General features: G+C 52.3%; 13 protein-coding genes. 9 read left to right on the forward strand and 4 right to left on the reverse strand.

Annotated features, from left to right (window positions below):
• Positions 1-11 precede the first annotated feature (11 nt).
• Positions 12-2,426, forward strand: a complete 2,415-nt coding sequence (locus AC23NW_RS19775) for an ABC transporter permease (protein ID WP_487451491.1) — start codon at positions 12-14, stop codon at positions 2,424-2,426.
• A 289-nt stretch (positions 2,427-2,715) separates the two neighbouring features.
• On the opposite strand, the gene AC23NW_RS19780 is transcribed toward AC23NW_RS19775, so the two are convergent.
• Positions 2,716-4,146, reverse strand: coding sequence for a tetratricopeptide repeat protein (locus AC23NW_RS19780; RefSeq protein WP_487451493.1), 1,431 nt, complete (start codon positions 4,144-4,146; stop codon positions 2,716-2,718).
• A 47-nt stretch (positions 4,147-4,193) separates the two neighbouring features.
• Positions 4,194-4,631, reverse strand: a complete 438-nt coding sequence (locus AC23NW_RS19785; RefSeq protein WP_487451494.1) for a hypothetical protein — start codon at positions 4,629-4,631, stop codon at positions 4,194-4,196.
• A gap of 503 nt (positions 4,632-5,134) precedes the next feature.
• Between AC23NW_RS19785 and AC23NW_RS19790 the strand changes: the two genes are divergently transcribed.
• From AC23NW_RS19790 to AC23NW_RS19810, 5 genes are all read left to right on the forward strand, one after another.
• Positions 5,135-6,226 (forward strand): efflux RND transporter periplasmic adaptor subunit, encoded by a 1,092-nt coding sequence (locus AC23NW_RS19790; RefSeq protein WP_293837389.1) that lies wholly within the window; start codon positions 5,135-5,137, stop codon positions 6,224-6,226.
• A 91-nt stretch (positions 6,227-6,317) separates the two neighbouring features.
• The gene (locus tag AC23NW_RS19795; RefSeq protein WP_293837388.1) at positions 6,318-9,425 is read left to right on the forward strand and encodes an efflux RND transporter permease subunit; all 3,108 of its coding nucleotides are present in this window, start codon (positions 6,318-6,320) and stop codon (positions 9,423-9,425) included.
• A gap of 115 nt (positions 9,426-9,540) precedes the next feature.
• Positions 9,541-10,401, forward strand: coding sequence for a sugar phosphate isomerase/epimerase family protein (locus tag AC23NW_RS19800; protein ID WP_293837387.1), 861 nt, complete (start codon positions 9,541-9,543; stop codon positions 10,399-10,401).
• 136 nt (positions 10,402-10,537) lie between these two features.
• Positions 10,538-11,881, forward strand: a complete 1,344-nt coding sequence (locus tag AC23NW_RS19805; protein WP_487451496.1) for a Gfo/Idh/MocA family protein — start codon at positions 10,538-10,540, stop codon at positions 11,879-11,881.
• A gap of 236 nt (positions 11,882-12,117) precedes the next feature.
• Positions 12,118-12,504, forward strand: a complete 387-nt coding sequence (locus AC23NW_RS19810; RefSeq protein WP_487451498.1) for an iron chaperone — start codon at positions 12,118-12,120, stop codon at positions 12,502-12,504.
• Between the two features lie 69 nt (positions 12,505-12,573).
• Here the strand turns inward: AC23NW_RS19810 and AC23NW_RS19815 are convergent, their stop codons facing one another.
• The gene (locus AC23NW_RS19815) at positions 12,574-13,809 is read right to left on the reverse strand and encodes a TlpA family protein disulfide reductase (RefSeq protein ID WP_487451500.1); all 1,236 of its coding nucleotides are present in this window, start codon (positions 13,807-13,809) and stop codon (positions 12,574-12,576) included.
• A gap of 249 nt (positions 13,810-14,058) precedes the next feature.
• On the opposite strand from AC23NW_RS19815, the gene AC23NW_RS19820 reads away from it, so the two are divergent.
• The 3 genes from AC23NW_RS19820 (at position 14,059) to AC23NW_RS19830 (ending at position 16,522) form a co-directional block, all read left to right on the forward strand.
• Entirely contained in the window at positions 14,059-14,964 is a 906-nt protein-coding gene (locus AC23NW_RS19820) for an esterase-like activity of phytase family protein (RefSeq protein ID WP_487451502.1), read from the forward strand.
• A 152-nt stretch (positions 14,965-15,116) separates the two neighbouring features.
• A complete protein-coding gene (gene map / locus AC23NW_RS19825) occupies positions 15,117-15,881 on the forward strand; it encodes a type I methionyl aminopeptidase (RefSeq protein WP_293837383.1) in 765 nt (254 codons plus the stop codon).
• A 17-nt stretch (positions 15,882-15,898) separates the two neighbouring features.
• Positions 15,899-16,522 (forward strand): DUF2306 domain-containing protein, encoded by a 624-nt coding sequence (locus tag AC23NW_RS19830; protein WP_487451503.1) that lies wholly within the window; start codon positions 15,899-15,901, stop codon positions 16,520-16,522.
• Between the two features lie 66 nt (positions 16,523-16,588).
• Here the strand turns inward: AC23NW_RS19830 and AC23NW_RS19835 are convergent, their stop codons facing one another.
• Entirely contained in the window at positions 16,589-17,356 is a 768-nt protein-coding gene (locus tag AC23NW_RS19835; RefSeq protein WP_487451504.1) for a nuclear transport factor 2 family protein, read from the reverse strand.
• Positions 17,357-17,837: the final 481 nt, after the last annotated feature.

Consider the following 17,837-nt stretch of genomic DNA (forward strand, 5'->3'; position numbering starts at 1 on the left):
CCTGCTCCATCATGTTTCTGAATTATCTGAAAATAGCGTTCCGGACGCTGACCAAACACAAAGGCTATTCGGTGATCAACATCGGCGGCCTTGCCATTGGTATGGCAGTAGCAATTCTGATCGGTCTGTGGGTCTATGATGAAGTAGCCTACAACAGACAGTATACCAACTACAACCGCATTGCCGAGGTTCGGCACTATGGCACCGAACCCACGACCGGCATCACGCGGGGCAGTCAGGCCTGCCAGATTCCGCTGGGAACGGCCCTGAAAACGCGCTACAACACTTATTTCAAACACGTGTTGCTGGGTAACTGGATCAGTGACTACACCCTTACAACCAACAACAAAAAACTGACCGGACGGGGCAAGTTCATCGAAGGCGGCGTAATTGACATGCTGTCACTCGCTATGCTGTCCGGCAACAAAACCGCCCTCAACGACCCGCACTCCATCATCCTCTCCAAATCAATGGCGGAGTCGGTCTTCGGCAAGGAAAACCCCGTTGGCAAAATGCTTAAAATCGACAACCGCATGGATGTGACGGTGACGGGCGTGTACGAGGATTTGCCCCAAAATTCCGATTTCGGCGAGGTAAAATTCTTTGCCCCGTGGGCACTCTGGGTATCGTCGAACGACTGGATACGGGACGTTGTCACCAGCTGGGAAAACACTTCCTTTTCAGTCTATGTCCAGCTGGCCGATAATACGTCGCTGGAAGCCGCCAATGCCGGTCTGACCGGTTTTTATCCCAGAAATATGCCGCCGGAACTGGGCCGCGAAGCAGATGAATACAAGATGGTGCTCTACCTCTATCCGATGGAACAGTGGCATCTGTACTCCGATTTTAAAGATGGCCGGCCAGCTCCGGGGCGGTTAAAATTTGTCTGGCTGTTTAGTATTATCGGCGGATTTGTGCTGTTGCTTGCGTGCATTAACTTCATGAACCTCAGCACCGCCCGCTCCGAAAAACGCGCGAAGGAAGTCGGCATCCGGAAAGCCATCGGCTCGCTTAAACGGCAGCTGGTGCAGCAGTTTCTGAGTGAATCGTTTCTCATCGTTTGCCTGGCGTTCGGGATTACACTGTTACTGGTGTACAGCCTGCTGCCGGTTTTCAACGAGCTGGCGGCAAAGGACATGCAGTTTCCGGCCGGCAACCCGTATTTCTGGACGGTCTGTTTGCTGTTCATGGTACTGACGGCGCTGCTTTCGGGCCTTTATCCGGCCTTCTACCTTTCTTCGTTTCAGCCGGTTAAGACCCTGAAAGGTTCCTTCAGGGCAGGCCGTGCGGCGGCCTTGCCCCGTCAGGTGCTGGTCGTATTACAGTTTACGGTATCGGTGGTGCTGATTATCGGTGTTTTTGTGGTTTACCGGCAGATTCAGCATGCGCAGAACCGGCCGGTGGGGTATGACCGCGACGGCCTGCTTTCGGTGATCATGAACGATCCGGCTTTTCACGGACGCGAAGACGCCATTAACCGCGAACTGGTGGCGACCGGTGCGGTGGCGGGCACTGCATTTTCGTCGAGTCCGCTGACGAGTGTCTGGAACAATACCGGCGGATTTACCTGGACCGGCAAGGATCCGAAAGCGGAGTCTGACTTCTCGATTACCAAAGTATCACACGGTTTCGGTACGCTGGCAGGCTGGAAATTTCTGGCAGGCCGTGATTTCTCCCGCGCGTTCGGCACAGACACGGCGGCGGTGATCATCAATGAAACGGCAGCCAAATACCTCAACCTGAAAAATCCGGTCGGTGAATTTGTAAAAATTGATGACGGCCGTAAGTCACTACAGATCATTGGCGTGATCAAAGACATGCTCATGCAGTCGCCTTACGAACCGGTAAAGCGGGGGATGTATTACCTTGATGCAAACCACAACGATGCCCAACGGCTCATCATCCGCCTGAATCCGCAGGTGAGCGCGCAGGAGGCGTTACCCAAAATTGAAGCTGTCATTAAAAAAATGGTACCTTCGGCTCTCTTCCAGTCTTCGTTTGTCGATCAGGATTTTGCGGCAAAATTTGCCTCTGAACAGCGGGTTGGCAAACTGGCGGCCGTCTTCACCTTGCTGGCGATTCTTATTTCCTGCCTGGGCCTGTTCGGGCTGGCATCGTTCATGGCCGAACAGCGGACAAAAGAAATCGGCGTCCGGAAAGTACTGGGGGCCAGTATCCTGAACCTATGGGGGCTGTTATCAAAGGACTTTCTGATTCTGGTCGTTATCGCCTTCGGCATTGCCACGCCGATTGCCTGGTACCTGCTCGACAGCTGGCTGGCAGATTACAAATACCGCACCGATCTGTCGTGGTGGATTTTCGCCCTCGCCGGTTTCTGTGCCGTCGGCATTACCTTACTGACCGTCAGCTACCAATCGGTCAAAGCGGCCCTGATGAATCCCGTCAAATCATTACGATCGGAGTAGAGACGCAATATTTTGCGTCTCAGTTTACAACATTTGAACGCAAAATATTGCATCTCCTTTTAGCCATATAAACAGCCGTTTTTGGGCCGTGATGAGACGCAAAATATTGCGTCTCTACCTAACACGTACCCCCCTTTTAGCCGTATAAACAGCCGTTTTCGGGCCGTGATGAGACGCAAAATATTGCGTCTCAGTTTACGACATTTGAACGCAAAATATTGCATCTCCTTTTAGCCATATAAACAGCCGTTTTTGGGCCGTGATGAGACGCAAAATATTGCGTCTCTACCTAACGCGTATACAATGATCCTTTGGCGATGGTCGATTCGTATTCGAAATTGATGGTTTCGAGGAATTTGCCCGTTACCCAGCCAATGTCGGCGTCGCGGATAAAGACAAAGCGTTTGCTGCCCGTTTTGTTATGGGCCTTAAACGCCGCTTCCAGCAGCGTTGCACCGGCAATGAGCTGCTTACGGGTCAGCTGATTCTGCATCAGCCGGATATCCTGTCCGGCCTTGTCACGAATAGCAGGCTCGTCAATACCGGCTAGTCCGGGCTGAATCAGTGCCTCATACTGAGTCAGTGCGAGCTGCTTAAACCGCTGCACCTCGGCCAGGGTCACCGGTACTGCTGTTGTCAGCGCTTTTTCAGGATGCAGATACGCTACCAGCGCAGCAACGATGGGCCCGCCAACGCCTACAGTCCGGCGCTGAGCCAGCCCCGGCATGGCCGGAATCAGGGCAGCGTCAGCAATGCCGTTAACCGCCTGCTGCACCTCGCGCCCGAATGCTTCCGGATTGTTGCCCGCCCGCGCATCCACCTGACTCACTAACGTATTTATGCCAACCGGCGCGGTATGGTAATGAAACGGCCGGTCAGCCGCAGTGGTCACCTTGTCGAAATACCCCACCGTCACCGCATTGGCGCCCACATTCAGTGCCGAAGTAGTTGGCCACACCTTACGGGGAATGGCACCGATGGTAAACAGTTCGGCTTCGCGGGCCGGCGTCAGCGTACTGTCGATCTGTAACTGGCTACCCTCCGGTAAGACAGCCGCTAATTGGTCATACAGCCGGTTTTTAGCCTCCTGACTCAGCTTTTTCGACCCCGTCACTTCACTGCTGAACACGATAAACACCCGTTCGTTGGGAATTTTGTAACGGCGGATGCTGTCCAGACAGGTTTGCAGGGCAATCTGTCCTTTCTGCAGGCCGGCACCGGCATTGGCCGTCAGATCAAGGTCCGGCACCGCAATCACTGACCGGATATCTTTCTCATAAAAATCGCTCTCGTACTGGGTCTTGAAAATTGCCAGCTTAACATCTGACGCCCCGATCTGAATACCGGCATACATATTTTTGCCCGAAATATCCCGCAGCATCTCATTAACGCCCCACGCACTGGCGACATACTTTAGTTTAGCAAACTGCGCACGGGCCAGTTCCAGATACCGGATGGCAGCGTCATAGTCCTCCGTTTCATTGTAGCACAGACCCAGCATTTCGTTGGTCACGGCTTCCCAATACGCATTTTTCGATTCCACGGCGGGTAATGCCCGTTTAAGCAGACTGATCGACTCATCGGATTTCCGGACGGCCCTCAGTGTATTAGCCAGCTTGATATAATGAATGGCCTGATTAACCGAACGGGCTTCCTGGGCAACAACAGTAGTGGCTGATGCAAAAAGCACCAGCAGGCATAGGTAAAACGCTTGCTTCATGGTACTGAAATAGTTGATTTACTTGCTTTATTAGGTGAATTGACTGGTTAATAGCGGGCTCTCTTTTTCCGGTTCAGCAGCCGTTCGAGGTCGCTCTGCGCAGAATCGACGGTGGCAGCCGGGACAGGTGCGGCCGTTTTGCGGACAGCTTGCCGGATAATGGTACGTTGCGCGGAGTCTGTCCCGGAAGGCTTAGGGTTAGCACCAGCTGGCAATACGGTTGGGATAGACGAGTTCGAGACCGGTACCAAGGCAGGTTGCGGAAAGCCCGGCGATGGTGACTGCGCCGTAACGGACACAACGCCATCTCTGGACGGTGGCGTTGCCGGTTCGTAGACCGTAGCCAGCCTCAGCGTATCATTCACTTGCAGACCGTAGGCCGCGCCGGTTTTAGCGGGTTTTGTGGCCCCGGATTTTTGAGCAAAAGCAATCAACGGTGCAAACAAAACAAGCACACAGAGACTGCGAAAAGAAAAGCGTTTCATTTATCGGGTTGTTACGGATTGATCAGATCACGCAATAACCTACGGAATCAGGCAAAAACCGGATTTTTAACAAATAGACAGGCAAGCACTTTTTTGTATTTTCCGGATCCTGACAGTCGCCGACAAGACACATAATAACATATCCATCAGCATATTAAATAAAAATCTAAAATTGCCTTAGGTTTTAAATTTCTCAGAATTATCAGGAATAACTTGTTACCTTTTTAAGTATTCAAAATACTCCTTATTTATATAACCAAATTATAAGTTTTCATCCTGATCACGGCTGGCGCGAACTAACCGTTATTTCTGTACAGCTTATCCGGAATGTGTAAGAGGATCACAAAGGGTTTTTATATTGGCTTACAAAACGCCCGGCGACCGTCCTCAGCTGCGGTTTTGCGCAGGCAGAACCAAATAATCTACGCAATCCTGATGGATAAAATGTTTATTTAGCGGTAACTTTACACTTCTTCACAATTGTCCGGTTACCGTATTTTCTCATGCGTACGTTTATTATTCTGTTTCTTTTAATTGGCGCGTTAGTACTTGGCAAAATTTTCTTTTTCCCCAAACCCGAAGGCAAATCAAAGGATGGCGCGGGTGGCGGTGGCTCCGGCAAAGGAGGCGATAAAGGCAAAAGCGCAGAAAAATCCCCTACAATTCCCGTCAGTATTTACCTGGCAAAAACTGAAAAGTTCGACAATACCCTCGCCGTTTCCGGCACTGTCCTCCCCAACGAAGTCGTCGAACTGAAGGCCGAACTCTCCGGCCGGCTCATGCAGCTCAACGGCAAAGAAGGCACCTACGTCACTAAAGGTGAGCTGATTGCTAAAATCAACGACGACGAACTAAAAGCACAGCTGGTTAAACTGGGCTACGTCGAAAAACGGGCCCGCGACCTCGAAGCCCGCCAGAAACGCCTCCTGGCCATCGACGGGATCAGCCGCGAAGAATACGACATCGCCGAAAGCAACGTCAACACGGCTCATGCCGATAAAGATCTCCTCCTCGCCCAGCTCGCCAAGACCGAAATCCGGGCACCGTTCAGCGGCAAACTCGGCCTGCGCGCCATCAGTCAGGGCGCCTACCTCTCGCCGGGAACGCTGATTACGACACTCGTTCAGACAAACCCCGTTAAAGTCGACTTCGCCGTTCCGGAAAAATACGCCGGTCAGGTGCGGGTAGGCAGCATGGTGCGCTTCACAACCGAGGGCGTCAGCGCGCCGCTGTATGCCCGCGTAGCCGCCGTAAGCCCGTTGATTGATGAATCATTGCGGACGCTGAAAATCAGAGCCTATGCGGCTAATCCGTCGGGTCACCTGGTGCCGGGTATGTTCGTGCGGGTTGACCTGCCGTTGCAGGGGGATAACAATTCCATCCAGATTCCGAGCCAGGCCATTGTACCTGTGTTGAAGGGCAAAAAAGTGTACGTTGTCCGCAATGGTAAAGCGCAGGAGAAGTTTATTAAAACCGGTATCCGGAACGACCAGCAGGTACAGGTTACGGAAGGCCTGACACCCGGCGACTCGATCATTACCAGCAGCATTATGGCCCTTAAAAACGGCACCAGCGTAAAGCCGAAGATTCAGTAATAATGTAAAATGAATAATGCGTAACGGATAATGTCTGATACGACGCATCAATCCATTGCACATTATCCATTACCCATTAAATCAACCAGTTATGAGCATTTCAACGCTATCGATAAAACGCCCGGTGCTGGCCCTCGTGATGAATACCCTCATCATGTTTTTCGGGTTTCTGGGGTTCCGTTACCTGGGCGTGCGCGAATTTCCGTCGATTGACCCGCCCGTGATTTCGATCCGGACCAACTATGCGGGGGCCAATGCCGACATCATCGAATCGCAGATTACCGAACCCCTTGAAAAGCAACTGAACAGCATCGAGGGCATTAAATCCATCAACTCGTCGAGCAGCCAGGGGCGCAGCGAAATCACCGTGGAATTCGGTATTGACGTGGACATGGAACGGGCTGCCAACGACGTTCGGGACAAGGTATCGGCCTCGGCCCGCACCCTGCCGCAGGACATCGACGGGCCACCGATTGTGAGCAAGGCCGATGCCAACTCCGATCAGATCATGATCCTGACCCTTCAGAGCGATACACGGTCGCACCTGGAAGTGAACGAATACGCCGAAAACGTGATTGCCCAGCGCCTGCAAACCATCAACGGTGTCAGCGAGGTCTCGATCATGGGGCAGAAAAAATACGCCATGCGGATCTGGATGGACCCCGATAAAATGGCGGCGTTCAACATTACGGCACAGGACGTTAAAGCGGCCCTTGACAAGGAGAATGTAGAACTGCCCAGCGGTAAGGTTGTCGGTAACTCCACCGAGCTGACGGTAAAAACCATCGGCCGGTTTAAGACCGAAGACGACTTTAACAACATGATTGTGAAGACACTGGGCGACAACGTCATTCACCTCAGCGACATCGGGCAGGCTGAGCTTGGCCCCGAAAATGAGGAGAGTGTCCTGCGCCTGAACGGGGTACCGATGATCGGTCTGGGGATTGTGCCACAGCCCGGCTCCAACCACCTCGACATCTCGGAAGAGGTAACGAAGCGGGTGGCCGAAATCCGGAAAGACCTGCCCAAAGACTACAAGCTGGATGTGATGTTCGATACGACGATTTTCGTGAAGCGGTCGGTTGAAGAAGTAGCCGAAACGCTGTTGATCGCCATCGGGCTCGTGGTACTGATTATCTACCTGTTCTTCCGCGACTGGCTGGTAGCGTTCAGGCCGCTGATCGACATTCCGGTTTCGCTTATCGGAACGTTTTTCGTCATGTACCTTATGGGCTACTCCATCAACGTCCTTACCCTGCTGGCCATCGTAATGGCAACCGGTCTGGTGGTCGATGACGGGATTGTGGTCACCGAGAATATTTTCAAGAAGATTGAGCAGGGCATGAACCCCATCGAAGCCGCCATTAAGGGCTCGAATGAGATCATTTTTGCCGTTTTGTCAACGTCGATTACGCTGGCGGCGGTGTTCTTGCCGGTGATTTTCATGGAAGGATTTGTCGGTAAGCTCTTCCGCGAATTCGGGGTGGTGATTTCGGTGGCCGTGCTGATTTCGGCCTTCGTATCGCTGACGCTGACGCCGATGCTGAATGCCTACCTTAACCGGAAAACGCACAAGAAAGGCTGGTTCTACGAAAAAACCGAGCCTTATTTTGAGGCCATGACCAATGCGTACCACAACCAGCTGGTCAGTTTCTTCAAAGCGCGCTGGGTCGCCCTGCCGGTCATTGCCCTCACTATCGGCATGATCTGGTTCTTCGGCCGCGACCTTCAGTCGGAACTGGCCCCGCTCGATGACCGCAACTGGTTCCGGCTCAACATGACTGCCCCCGAAGGCACCTCGTTCGAATACATGGACGATTACATGCAGCGGGTGCAGAGCATGCTGCAGGACTCCATGCCCGAAAAGCAGGGCATTATGCTGGTAACAGCTCCCGGCCGGACCGGCTCGGGCAGCCCTAACTCCGGCAGCGGACGGGTGTTCCTGACCGACCGCATGAGCCGTAAAATGACCCAGCAGGCCATTGCCGATAAAACCACCAAACTGCTCAAAAAACTGCCCGATGCCAAGTCGGTGGTGGTGCAGCAGCAGACTATTTCGGTCGATACGCGGGGCGGTCTTCCGGTGCAATATGTGGTACAGGCCCCTGATTTTGAGAAACTCCGCGAATACCTGCCGAAATTTATTGAACTGGCTCAGGAAGATCCGACCTTCACCTCGGTCGATGCGAACCTCAAGTTCAATAAACCGGAAGTGAACATTATGATTGACCGCGAGAAAGCGAAGTCGATGGGCGTGTCGGTGGCCGACGTAGCGCAGACGGTGCAGCTGGCACTCGCCGGTCAGCGGTTCGGTTATTTTACGATGACCGGCCGGCAGTATCAGGTCATCGGCCAGTTCGACCGTGCCAACCGCAACGAACCGCTCGATGTGTCGAAAATGTACGTGAAGACCGCCGGCGGCGACGTTACTCAGCTGGATAACATCGTGAAAATGGACGAACAAAGCAGCCCGCCGCAGTTATTCCACTTCAACCGCTACATGAGCGCCACGGTGCAGGCCGCCCTCGCGCCGGGCAAAACAATCGGCGACGGCATCAAGGCCATGGATCAGGTCCGCGATAAGCTGGCCGATCAAAGCATCCGGACGGCCCTCAGCGGTGCCTCCCGCGACTACGCCGAAAGCCAGTCGAACACGCTGTTTTCCTTTATGCTGGCGCTGGCGCTGGTCTATTTCATTCTCGCGGCTCAGTTTGAGAGCTTTATTGACCCGTTCATTATCATGCTGACGGTGCCGCTGGCCATCGGCGGTGCGGTGTTCTCGTTGTGGTTTTTCAACCAGACCTTCAACATTTTCAGCCAGATCGGCATTATCATGCTCATTGGTCTGGTGACGAAAAACGGGATTCTGATCGTGGAATTTGCGAACCAGCTGCGGGAAGAAGGGATGTCGGTGAAAGAAGCGGCGCTTGAAGCAGCCACGCTCCGGTTACGGCCTATTCTGATGACCAGCCTGGCTACGGTACTCGGTGCACTGCCAATTGCTTTGGCACTGGGTTCGGCCGGTCAGAGCCGGATGTCGATGGGGACGGTTATCATCGGCGGCCTCCTGTTTTCGCTGGTCCTGACCCTGTTTGTGATTCCGGCTATGTATACCTTCCTGTCCCGGAAAAACCGCGGCCACAGTGCCGAAACCCGGCAACTGTTCATCGACGAAGACAAATCGGTAGCGGCATTATAATCCGGAATGGCCTGCTTCACGGCGTACATCGCAGGGGCAGGCCATTTTTAATAAGTAGAAAATGCCCCTTCTGCGCCTTAGCATAAAAGAAGACAACCAACTCACGACTTCCTATATGACAACACGCAGATCGTTTCTGAAACATACGGGCGGGCTTATGGCATTAGCCGGAGCAAGCCCTGTGATGGCAACAGCTGTTGCGCCGGAAACTACCGCTGCCGCGCCGGCCGAAGACCTGTTTAAACTCGGCATGGCCGGTTACACGTTTGTGCACTTCAAGCTGGATCAGGCCCTCGAAATGATGCGCAAAGTCGACGTGCATTACCTGTGCATCAAAGACTTTCACCTGCCGCTCAACAGTACCGACGAGCAGATTGCCGCCTTTCATGCCCAGTTAAAGGCCTCCAACGTAACAGGCTATGCGGTCGGGCCGATTTACATGAAAACGACCCAGGAAATCGACAACGGATTTGCCTACGCGAAGCGGGTTGGTGTTAAACTGATCGTGGGCGTTCCGAACGAAGACCTGCTGCCGTATGTCGAAAAGAAAGTAAAGGAATACGACATGCGCTACGCCATTCACATTCACGGCCCGGACATTAAGCTGTGGCCGAATGCGTCGTCGGTGATTGACGCGGTGAAAAACCTTGACCCGCGCATGGGGATGTGCTTTGACATGGGCCACGATGCCCGTTTCGGCGACGATCCGATTGCCGATCTGAAAAAATACGCCGACCGGATTTTCGACATTCACCTCAAAAACGTATCGGCGGCCTCGAAAGAAGGCAAAACCTGCGAGCTCGGCCGGGGTATCATCGACGTACCGGCCTTTGTTGACATGCTGCGTAAAATCAAGTACAGCGGCAGTTGCAGCCTCGAATACGAAAAAGACATGAAAGATCCGCTGGCCGGCATCGCCGAATCAATCGGTTATTTCAAAGGGGTTTGTGATTCAACCAAAAAGCGCAAAAGCTAATATACAACCTACCCCACCTCCTGCCCCTCCCCTGAAAACAGGCGAGGGGATCGTCCCTGACGTGTTTACGCGTTTTCGTTCCCCTCCCCTCAATTGAGGCGAGGGGCCAGGGGTGGGGTTAAGCTACATATAACACATGGAAAACTCCAGAAGAGAATTTATAAAGAAGGCAGCCCTCGGCGCTGCCGGTCTGACCGTCGGTGGCCTGGCAAACGGCATGTCGGCGAAAAGCTACAACAAAATCATCGGGGCCAACGAGCGCCTGAACCTCGCTATTGCCGGTCTGGGCCGTCGCCTGGGTGCTTATTACGAGCCGGTTAAGCTGAAAAGCAGCAATGTGGAACTGGTTTATCTCTGCGACGTAATGAAGAAGCAGCGGGAGTCGGGCATGCAGCGTTTTTCGAAGCACATCGACTACAAGCCGAAGCTCGAAAACGATATCCGCGTTGTGCTGGCCGACAAAAACGTCGATGCCATTTTCATCGCCACCCCTGACCACTGGCATGCGCCCGGCACCTGGATGTCTGTACAGGCGGGTAAGCACGTATACGTGGAGAAACCGTGTAGCCACAACCCGCGCGAAGGGGAAATCCTGATGGAATGCCAGAAAAAATACGGCAAGGTTATCCAGATGGGCAACCAGCAGCGGTCGGCGGCCGAAACCATCGACATCGTCAATCAGATTCATAACGGCGCCATCGGAACGGCCTACAAAGCCATTGCATTCTATGCAGCCATGCGCGGCGAGGTGCCGATTGCGAAAAAAGCACCTGTTCCGGACGGCCTTGACTGGGATCTGTTCCAGGGCCCTGCCCCCCGCACGGCATACACCCACGATACCTGGGATTATAACTGGCACTGGTATGGCTGGACTTACGGTACGGCGGAAAGCGGCAACAACGCCACACACGAGCTTGACGTTGCCCGTTGGGCCCTTCAGGTTGAATATCCGGAGTACGTTTCGGTTGAAGCCGACAAGCGCCACTTCAAAAACGATGGCTGGATGGTATACGACACCATGGATGCCAGCTTCCGGTTCCCGGGCAACAAAATCATCAAGTGGGACGGCCAGAGCCGCAACGGCTACAAAACGTATGGCAGTGACCGTGGTACGGTGATTTACGGCTCAAACGGCAGCGTATATGTTGACCGTGACGGCTATCGCCTCTACAACCGCGACGGCAAAATGATCAAGGAAAGCAAAGCCAGCGGCAACGAAGCCGGTACGGCTCTCGGCGGCGGCGGTGATATGACAACCCGTCACGTGGTGAACTTCTTTGAAGCCATCCGCGGTAAGGAAAAACAAAACTCGCCGATCGACGAAGGTGCAAAGAGTACGCACCTGTGCCACCTGGCCAATATTTCGTACCGGACCAATAAATCGTTTGCGGTAGATACTAAAACCGGCCATATCCGCGACAAGGAAGCGATGAAGCTCTGGAGCCGCGAATACGAAAAAGGCTGGGAGTTTAAAGGCTAAACGCTATTCCGGATTAGTTGCTATTCCGGATTTAAAATCCGGAATCACATAACGTCGGATTTAAAATCCGACGTAGCTAAAAAATGACCTCCCCGAAAATTCAAAACTTTCGGGGAGGTCATTTTTTAGCCTTACGCAACAGCCGCAAATCCCCCTGTCTTTGGCGCAATTTGCCTGCCTGTTGCGTTTGCATTCTCCTATCTTTGCGGCAAGACAAACCTGTTAACCAGAGCACTATGCAAATGAACGCAAACAAACCCGCTGATATCGACAGCTATATCGAAGGCCATCCGGAAACAATACGTCAATTGCTGAATCAGGTACGGGCCTCTATCCGCGAAATAGCCCCGACCGCAACGGAAAAAATCAGCTACGGCATCCCGACCTTCGACCTGCACGGTAATCTGGTTCATTTTGCCGCCTTTAAACACCACATCGGTTTTTATCCTGGCGCGGGTGGTATCAAAGCGTTCGAAGAAGCATTGTCCGGCTATCAGAGTGCTAAGGGGTCGGTGCAGTTTCCGCTGAATCAGCCTATGCCACTGGCGCTGATTCAGGAGATTGTCCGGTTCAGGGTCCGGGAGAATGAGGAAAAAGCGGCCATTAAAAGAAAGAAAAAATAAGCAGCTACACAAAATCTTCCGGGAAGCGAGTGGCTTCCGGGAAGATTTTGTAGTTATTAGTCCGGCATACTAGTTGATGCGGTTAATCTGATACGTCGTTAAAGGTTTCCGGACCTGCTTCACACCCAGACCCACGGTTTTCAACCAGTCAGTAATCTGATCTCCAGACATTTCGTACATATTAGTCAGATTTTTATATACACACATACCTTTAAGTGTCTCATCTGCTTCGTAAATAGTACCGGTTTTTGTTTCGAGAGTATAAACCAGATCATTCGCGGACACATAAAGCTTATCCAGTCCAGAGTCTTTTATTTCTTTCGCTGGTTTTATGTTTTCAGATCCTGCCTGAACCGTTAAGACGTTTACCTCCTGCATTTCCGTTGTCGAGTCGAGCCGAACCAGCAGGTTTTCAGCCATACCCTGTTGTATGTCAACAATCATTTTAGGATAGTCTTTACTACGTTTGCGGTAAATGACATCATAGCGGGTTGTATCACCGGTGTTATCGTGCACCCATGCCGTACTCCTCAGCTCTTTCAGAATATAGAAAACTTCGCTTAGTGTCGCACCGGCAACCGTAAACCCTACATATCCGTTGCTATCATTATTCCCCCATCCATATAAACTCTTTTGTAATGACTGCCGGATTATAAACTGATAGGGAGAAAATGTTGTATGATTTTTTTCATCAAAAATCTTCTTATGTGTCTTCCCCTGAGCGGCTTGAAATCCTGTTACAAGCGGATCAATACCACCATGATACGAACCGTAACGGATAGTAGTGGCTGCATTTACCTGTCCGTTCACGGGTTGCCCGCTGCTGGCCGTACCCTGAAGCACCTTATCCAGAATTTGCTGGTTTAACTCATTTCCCCTGTAGGCAATTTTTCCGTTCCGGTCGATGATAACAACCGTGGGCAAAAACTCAATACCATACGCTTTAAAATCCTTAGCATCACTGTCCCGGCCAAACCAGAAATCGAATTTTACTTTACTCAGAAACGGTTTTACTTTAGTTTCTGCTTCATCGGTCATGGCAAGAAGCACCACACCTTTATCCTTATTTTCATTATAAATTTTGTTATTTTTTGGGAAAGAGGCGACACAAGGTCCACACCATGTTGCCCAGAAATCAAGAATCACGACCTTTCCTTTCAGATCCTGTAATGATGGGATTTTACCATCAGGTTTGTTGTAAATACTTTCCAGGCTAATTTCGGGAGCAGATTCGCCCGGTTTTGGCTGTGCAAACAGTGTAATACTCAATAAAAACGCCGCAAAGGCACCAATCGTTTTTTTCATCGTCTGATCTGTTTTAGTTACGGATAACATTATGCTGTTGTAGACGACTAACTACATGCTATGTTGCCGCCTGTGGCACACATTCATTATGTTTTTATTACATAAACAGATAATTAGCACACGAACATGTCTTTTTATTACATCAACGTATCATACAATTTGAAGGTATTTATAATCCTGTGTCTTAGCCTTTGCATTTGGTCAGCCTCATCTGGACAGGTATACATAGTTCGAGTAAAGCAGTATACCGTGCTTAATGCCGGCGCGCTCACCTCAGAAGCCGACCGGAAGCACTTTGGCGGCATTTCGGCCATTGAGTATGTCCCGGGCGGACCGTGGATACTGGTCAACGACCGGGCTGTAAAACCGAAGAAAGATTCGGTTACTGACCAGACCAGTTACCTGTTTACGGCCACCGATGCGGCTCAACTGACTGCGGGGGCGTTTTCGTCGGTCAGGGGCATCAGCGGGATGGAAAACGTGGAATCGTACCGCTACAATCCCACGCTTAAAACATACTTTTTTGCGGCCGAACGCGATCAGGAAAGTCTGATCGGCATGATCAATGACCAGGGCATCCCGGAAACGCTGTATACCGAAACGCCGGCTGACAGGCGTATAAGTGACAATCGCGGCATTGAAGGCCTGACCTTCGATCAGGACAACAACCTGTGGTTTTCGCTGGAATCAGGCGGCGAAACAGACTGCCGGAAAGCCACGGCGACTTACCTGTTTAAAGTGCCCTTCGACACCAAAACCAACCGGTATGACTTTGCCCGGAAAACGGCGTATACTTACCCGTTTGATGCCTGCGCCTGTCTTGCCAACGACAGTCCGTTTGATGGTAGCCTCGGCAACGGCATCTCTGAGATTCTGAGTGTTGATACGCAAAATATGCTGGTGCTCGAACGCTGCTACGACGGCAAAGGCAAGGGAACCAACGTCAAGCTTTTCCAGACTACTATCAATGAACGCACGAAAGCACTGCAGAAACGGCTGCTTCTTAATTTTAATGACTACCTCCAGCCCGATAACCTCGAAGGCATGACCTGGGGGCCTGACGAAGACGGGCGACGAACATTGTATGTCATCAGCGATGATAACTTTAGCAGCAAACAAACCACCCAGCTGATAGTACTAACCGTTGACAGGTAGTACGGGATGAGTGATGCAACTAATGGTCAGGCGCTATTTTAACGCCACGGTTAGTAAAACACGCCCTAATACCCGTAAAACAGAGAAAACAGGCTTGCAAACCTTCAGGCAAATGCTAAACTTGCCGGTTCACAGCCTTATTCAAAAAAACAATGTCAATCTCTCTGGAGTCGGAACTCATCGGGATGCAGATCATCAGCGAAGTAGTTGCCACCACCCTGAAAGCCATGCGGGAGCACGCAGCGCCCGGCATGAGCACAAAAGAACTTGATGACTTTGGCGGCGAAATGCTCCAGGACCTGGGCGCCCGCTCTGCCCCCCGCCTGACCTACGATTTTCCCGGCTGGACCTGCATCAGCGTCAACAACGAAGTCGCCCACGGCATCCCGTCGGCCAACAAAATTCTGGCGGAAGGCGATCTGATCAACATCGACGTATCGGCCGAACTGAATGGTTTCTGGTCGGATAACGGCGGATCGTTTGTCCTTGGCGCCGACCTACACAACCACCAGAAGTTAGTTGATGCGTCGAAACGGATTCTGCAGCGGGCCATCAGCCAGATTAAAGGCGGGGTTCGTATTGCCGACATCGGCCGGTTAATCGAGAAGGAAGCCAAACGGTCCGGCTACCGCGTGATCCGCAACCTGACCGGCCACGGTATCGGCCGCGGACTGCACGAAACACCCCACGAAATTGCCAACTATTACGATCCGTATAACCGCGAACGCTTCCGGAAAAACTCGGTCGTCGCCGTCGAAACCTTTATTTCTACGGCCTCAAGCATCGCCAATACCGAAGCCGACGGCTGGACACTGACCGGCGACCGGGGTGGTTTCGTAGCGCAGCACGAGCACACCATCGTCATCACCGACGGAGCGCCGATTATTCTCACCGCCATGAACGGCATCTGGAACTAATCCTGACTGATGTCGCCATGCCGATCCTGCTGAAATTCCTGCGCCGTTCGCTCCTGTTTCTGCTGGCGTTCGGGGTCGCACTCTATGCCTGTATCTATTTCTCGTTCCGGACAGACTTTCCGGTTATATCAGCCAAAGGGCCTGCTGTCTTCACGCAACCGGCGTGGCAGTTTGCCTTCTACGGGCATATTGTTGGTGGCATCCTTGCGCTGACCACCGGCCCGTTTCAGTTTCTGCGCCGTCTCCGCAACCGGAATCTACAGCTGCACCGGCGGCTGGGTATGGTATATGTTTTGGCCATTCTGCTGGCAGCGCCCTGCGCATTTTATGCCGCTCTGTATGCCAACGAAGGCTGGATTGCCCGCAGCGGATTCGCTTGTCTGGCCGTTGCCTGGTTTCTGACTACCGTTCAGGCTTACCTAACTATCCGCGAGAAAAATATACTGGCCCACAAACGCTGGATGGTCAGGAGTTATGCCTGTTCAGCGGCAGCCATCACCCTCCGGGTCTGGTTACCGATTGAAATGGCCGGCTTCCATCTGTCGTTCCCGACCGCTTATCAGCTTGTGGCCTGGCTCTGCTGGATACCGAACCTGCTGGTCGCCGAATGGCTCATTGCGCGGCGGAAATATGATTTATAAGCAATTACAGTTTACCTTCCGGTAACAGGGCCACCAAGTGGCCCTGTTACCGGAAGGTCGTTTACATTACACCTGCCACTGCTCCACAATCCTATCGCCGGTAAGGCGATAGATCATAAACAACTCACGGTCGGCAATCGCCGCAAAGACGACGACAAAATCGCCCTCAGCAACAACGGTTTTAATGACCGGTTTCTCTTCTAAAGCACTCAGGTAACGGGTTAGTCCCGCACGCCCGTCCGCAATGTCAGGCGCATGTTGAATCAGGTTTTCAGCTACAAAGCGATGCAGCGCACCGGAGTTACCGGCCTGAATGACCGCTGCATAGAAATCCAGTACGTGTTGCTTATTCCGGCGGCTCAGTACCGCATCACCGGTTAGCGGCAACGGGCCATCCATCAGCGCACGGCCGTTGAGGGAAGTAGCCGGTGGGCGGGCCGTTACGTCCCAATGTTCGGCCAGTTGACCGCCGGCGATGCGGACAAGGTCAACCACGACCTGCTGTTGCCCGCCCCACTGAAATGCCATGTTGGTTACGACCCATTCACCTTCGGCAATCAGCCGCATAAACGGCGGGGCGGCGGGCGTTACCGGCTCGGGATTACGGGGCATGGCGGCAATCATCGCCAGCAGGGTTTCTTTGGCAGAACGTGGCGGCTGGCCGGATTCAGGCGACCACGTGTCAGTTTTGGGCGACCACGTGGGGTCGCCCGTACGAAAATGGTGTTGGTATGTGTCAGCGATAATTTCCCGGGCAAACGCGAGGTCGCCTTGCCCGATGGCCTGCCGGTAAAAAGCCCGGACAAGCGATTTATTGGCTTCGATGGAAGACATTGTGGTTGTGTGTACCAGTACCGGCACACGGGTTTTGCCTGATCATTCATGGATCAGGGATAGAAGACTGGTTAGCTATTGACAATAAAAAGCCGGGCAGCGGGGTGGCTGCCGGTGCTAAGCCCGAAGAACGGCTTAGCCCGAAAAGGCGTATGTGAGGAGTCGCTTAATCAATTACACAAACATACGGTTTAATTTGACAGGATTACAGGAATACAATCAGGTTTATTAGCAGTTATCCAAAGCAAAACAATCCTGTAAATCCTGTAATCCTGTCCAAAACATTCATTGCATCAAGACAATCAGGCGTACTATCAGTTATCCAAAGCAAAACAATCCTGTAAATCCTGTAATCCTGTCCAAAACATTCATTGCATCAAGACAATCAGGCGTATTGTCAGTTATCTAAAGCAAAACAATCCTGTAAATCCTGTAATCCTGTCCAAAACACTCATTGCATCACGGCTGCACAGGTAAATTC

Source organism: Arsenicibacter sp. R0_47 (assembly GCF_057652235.1).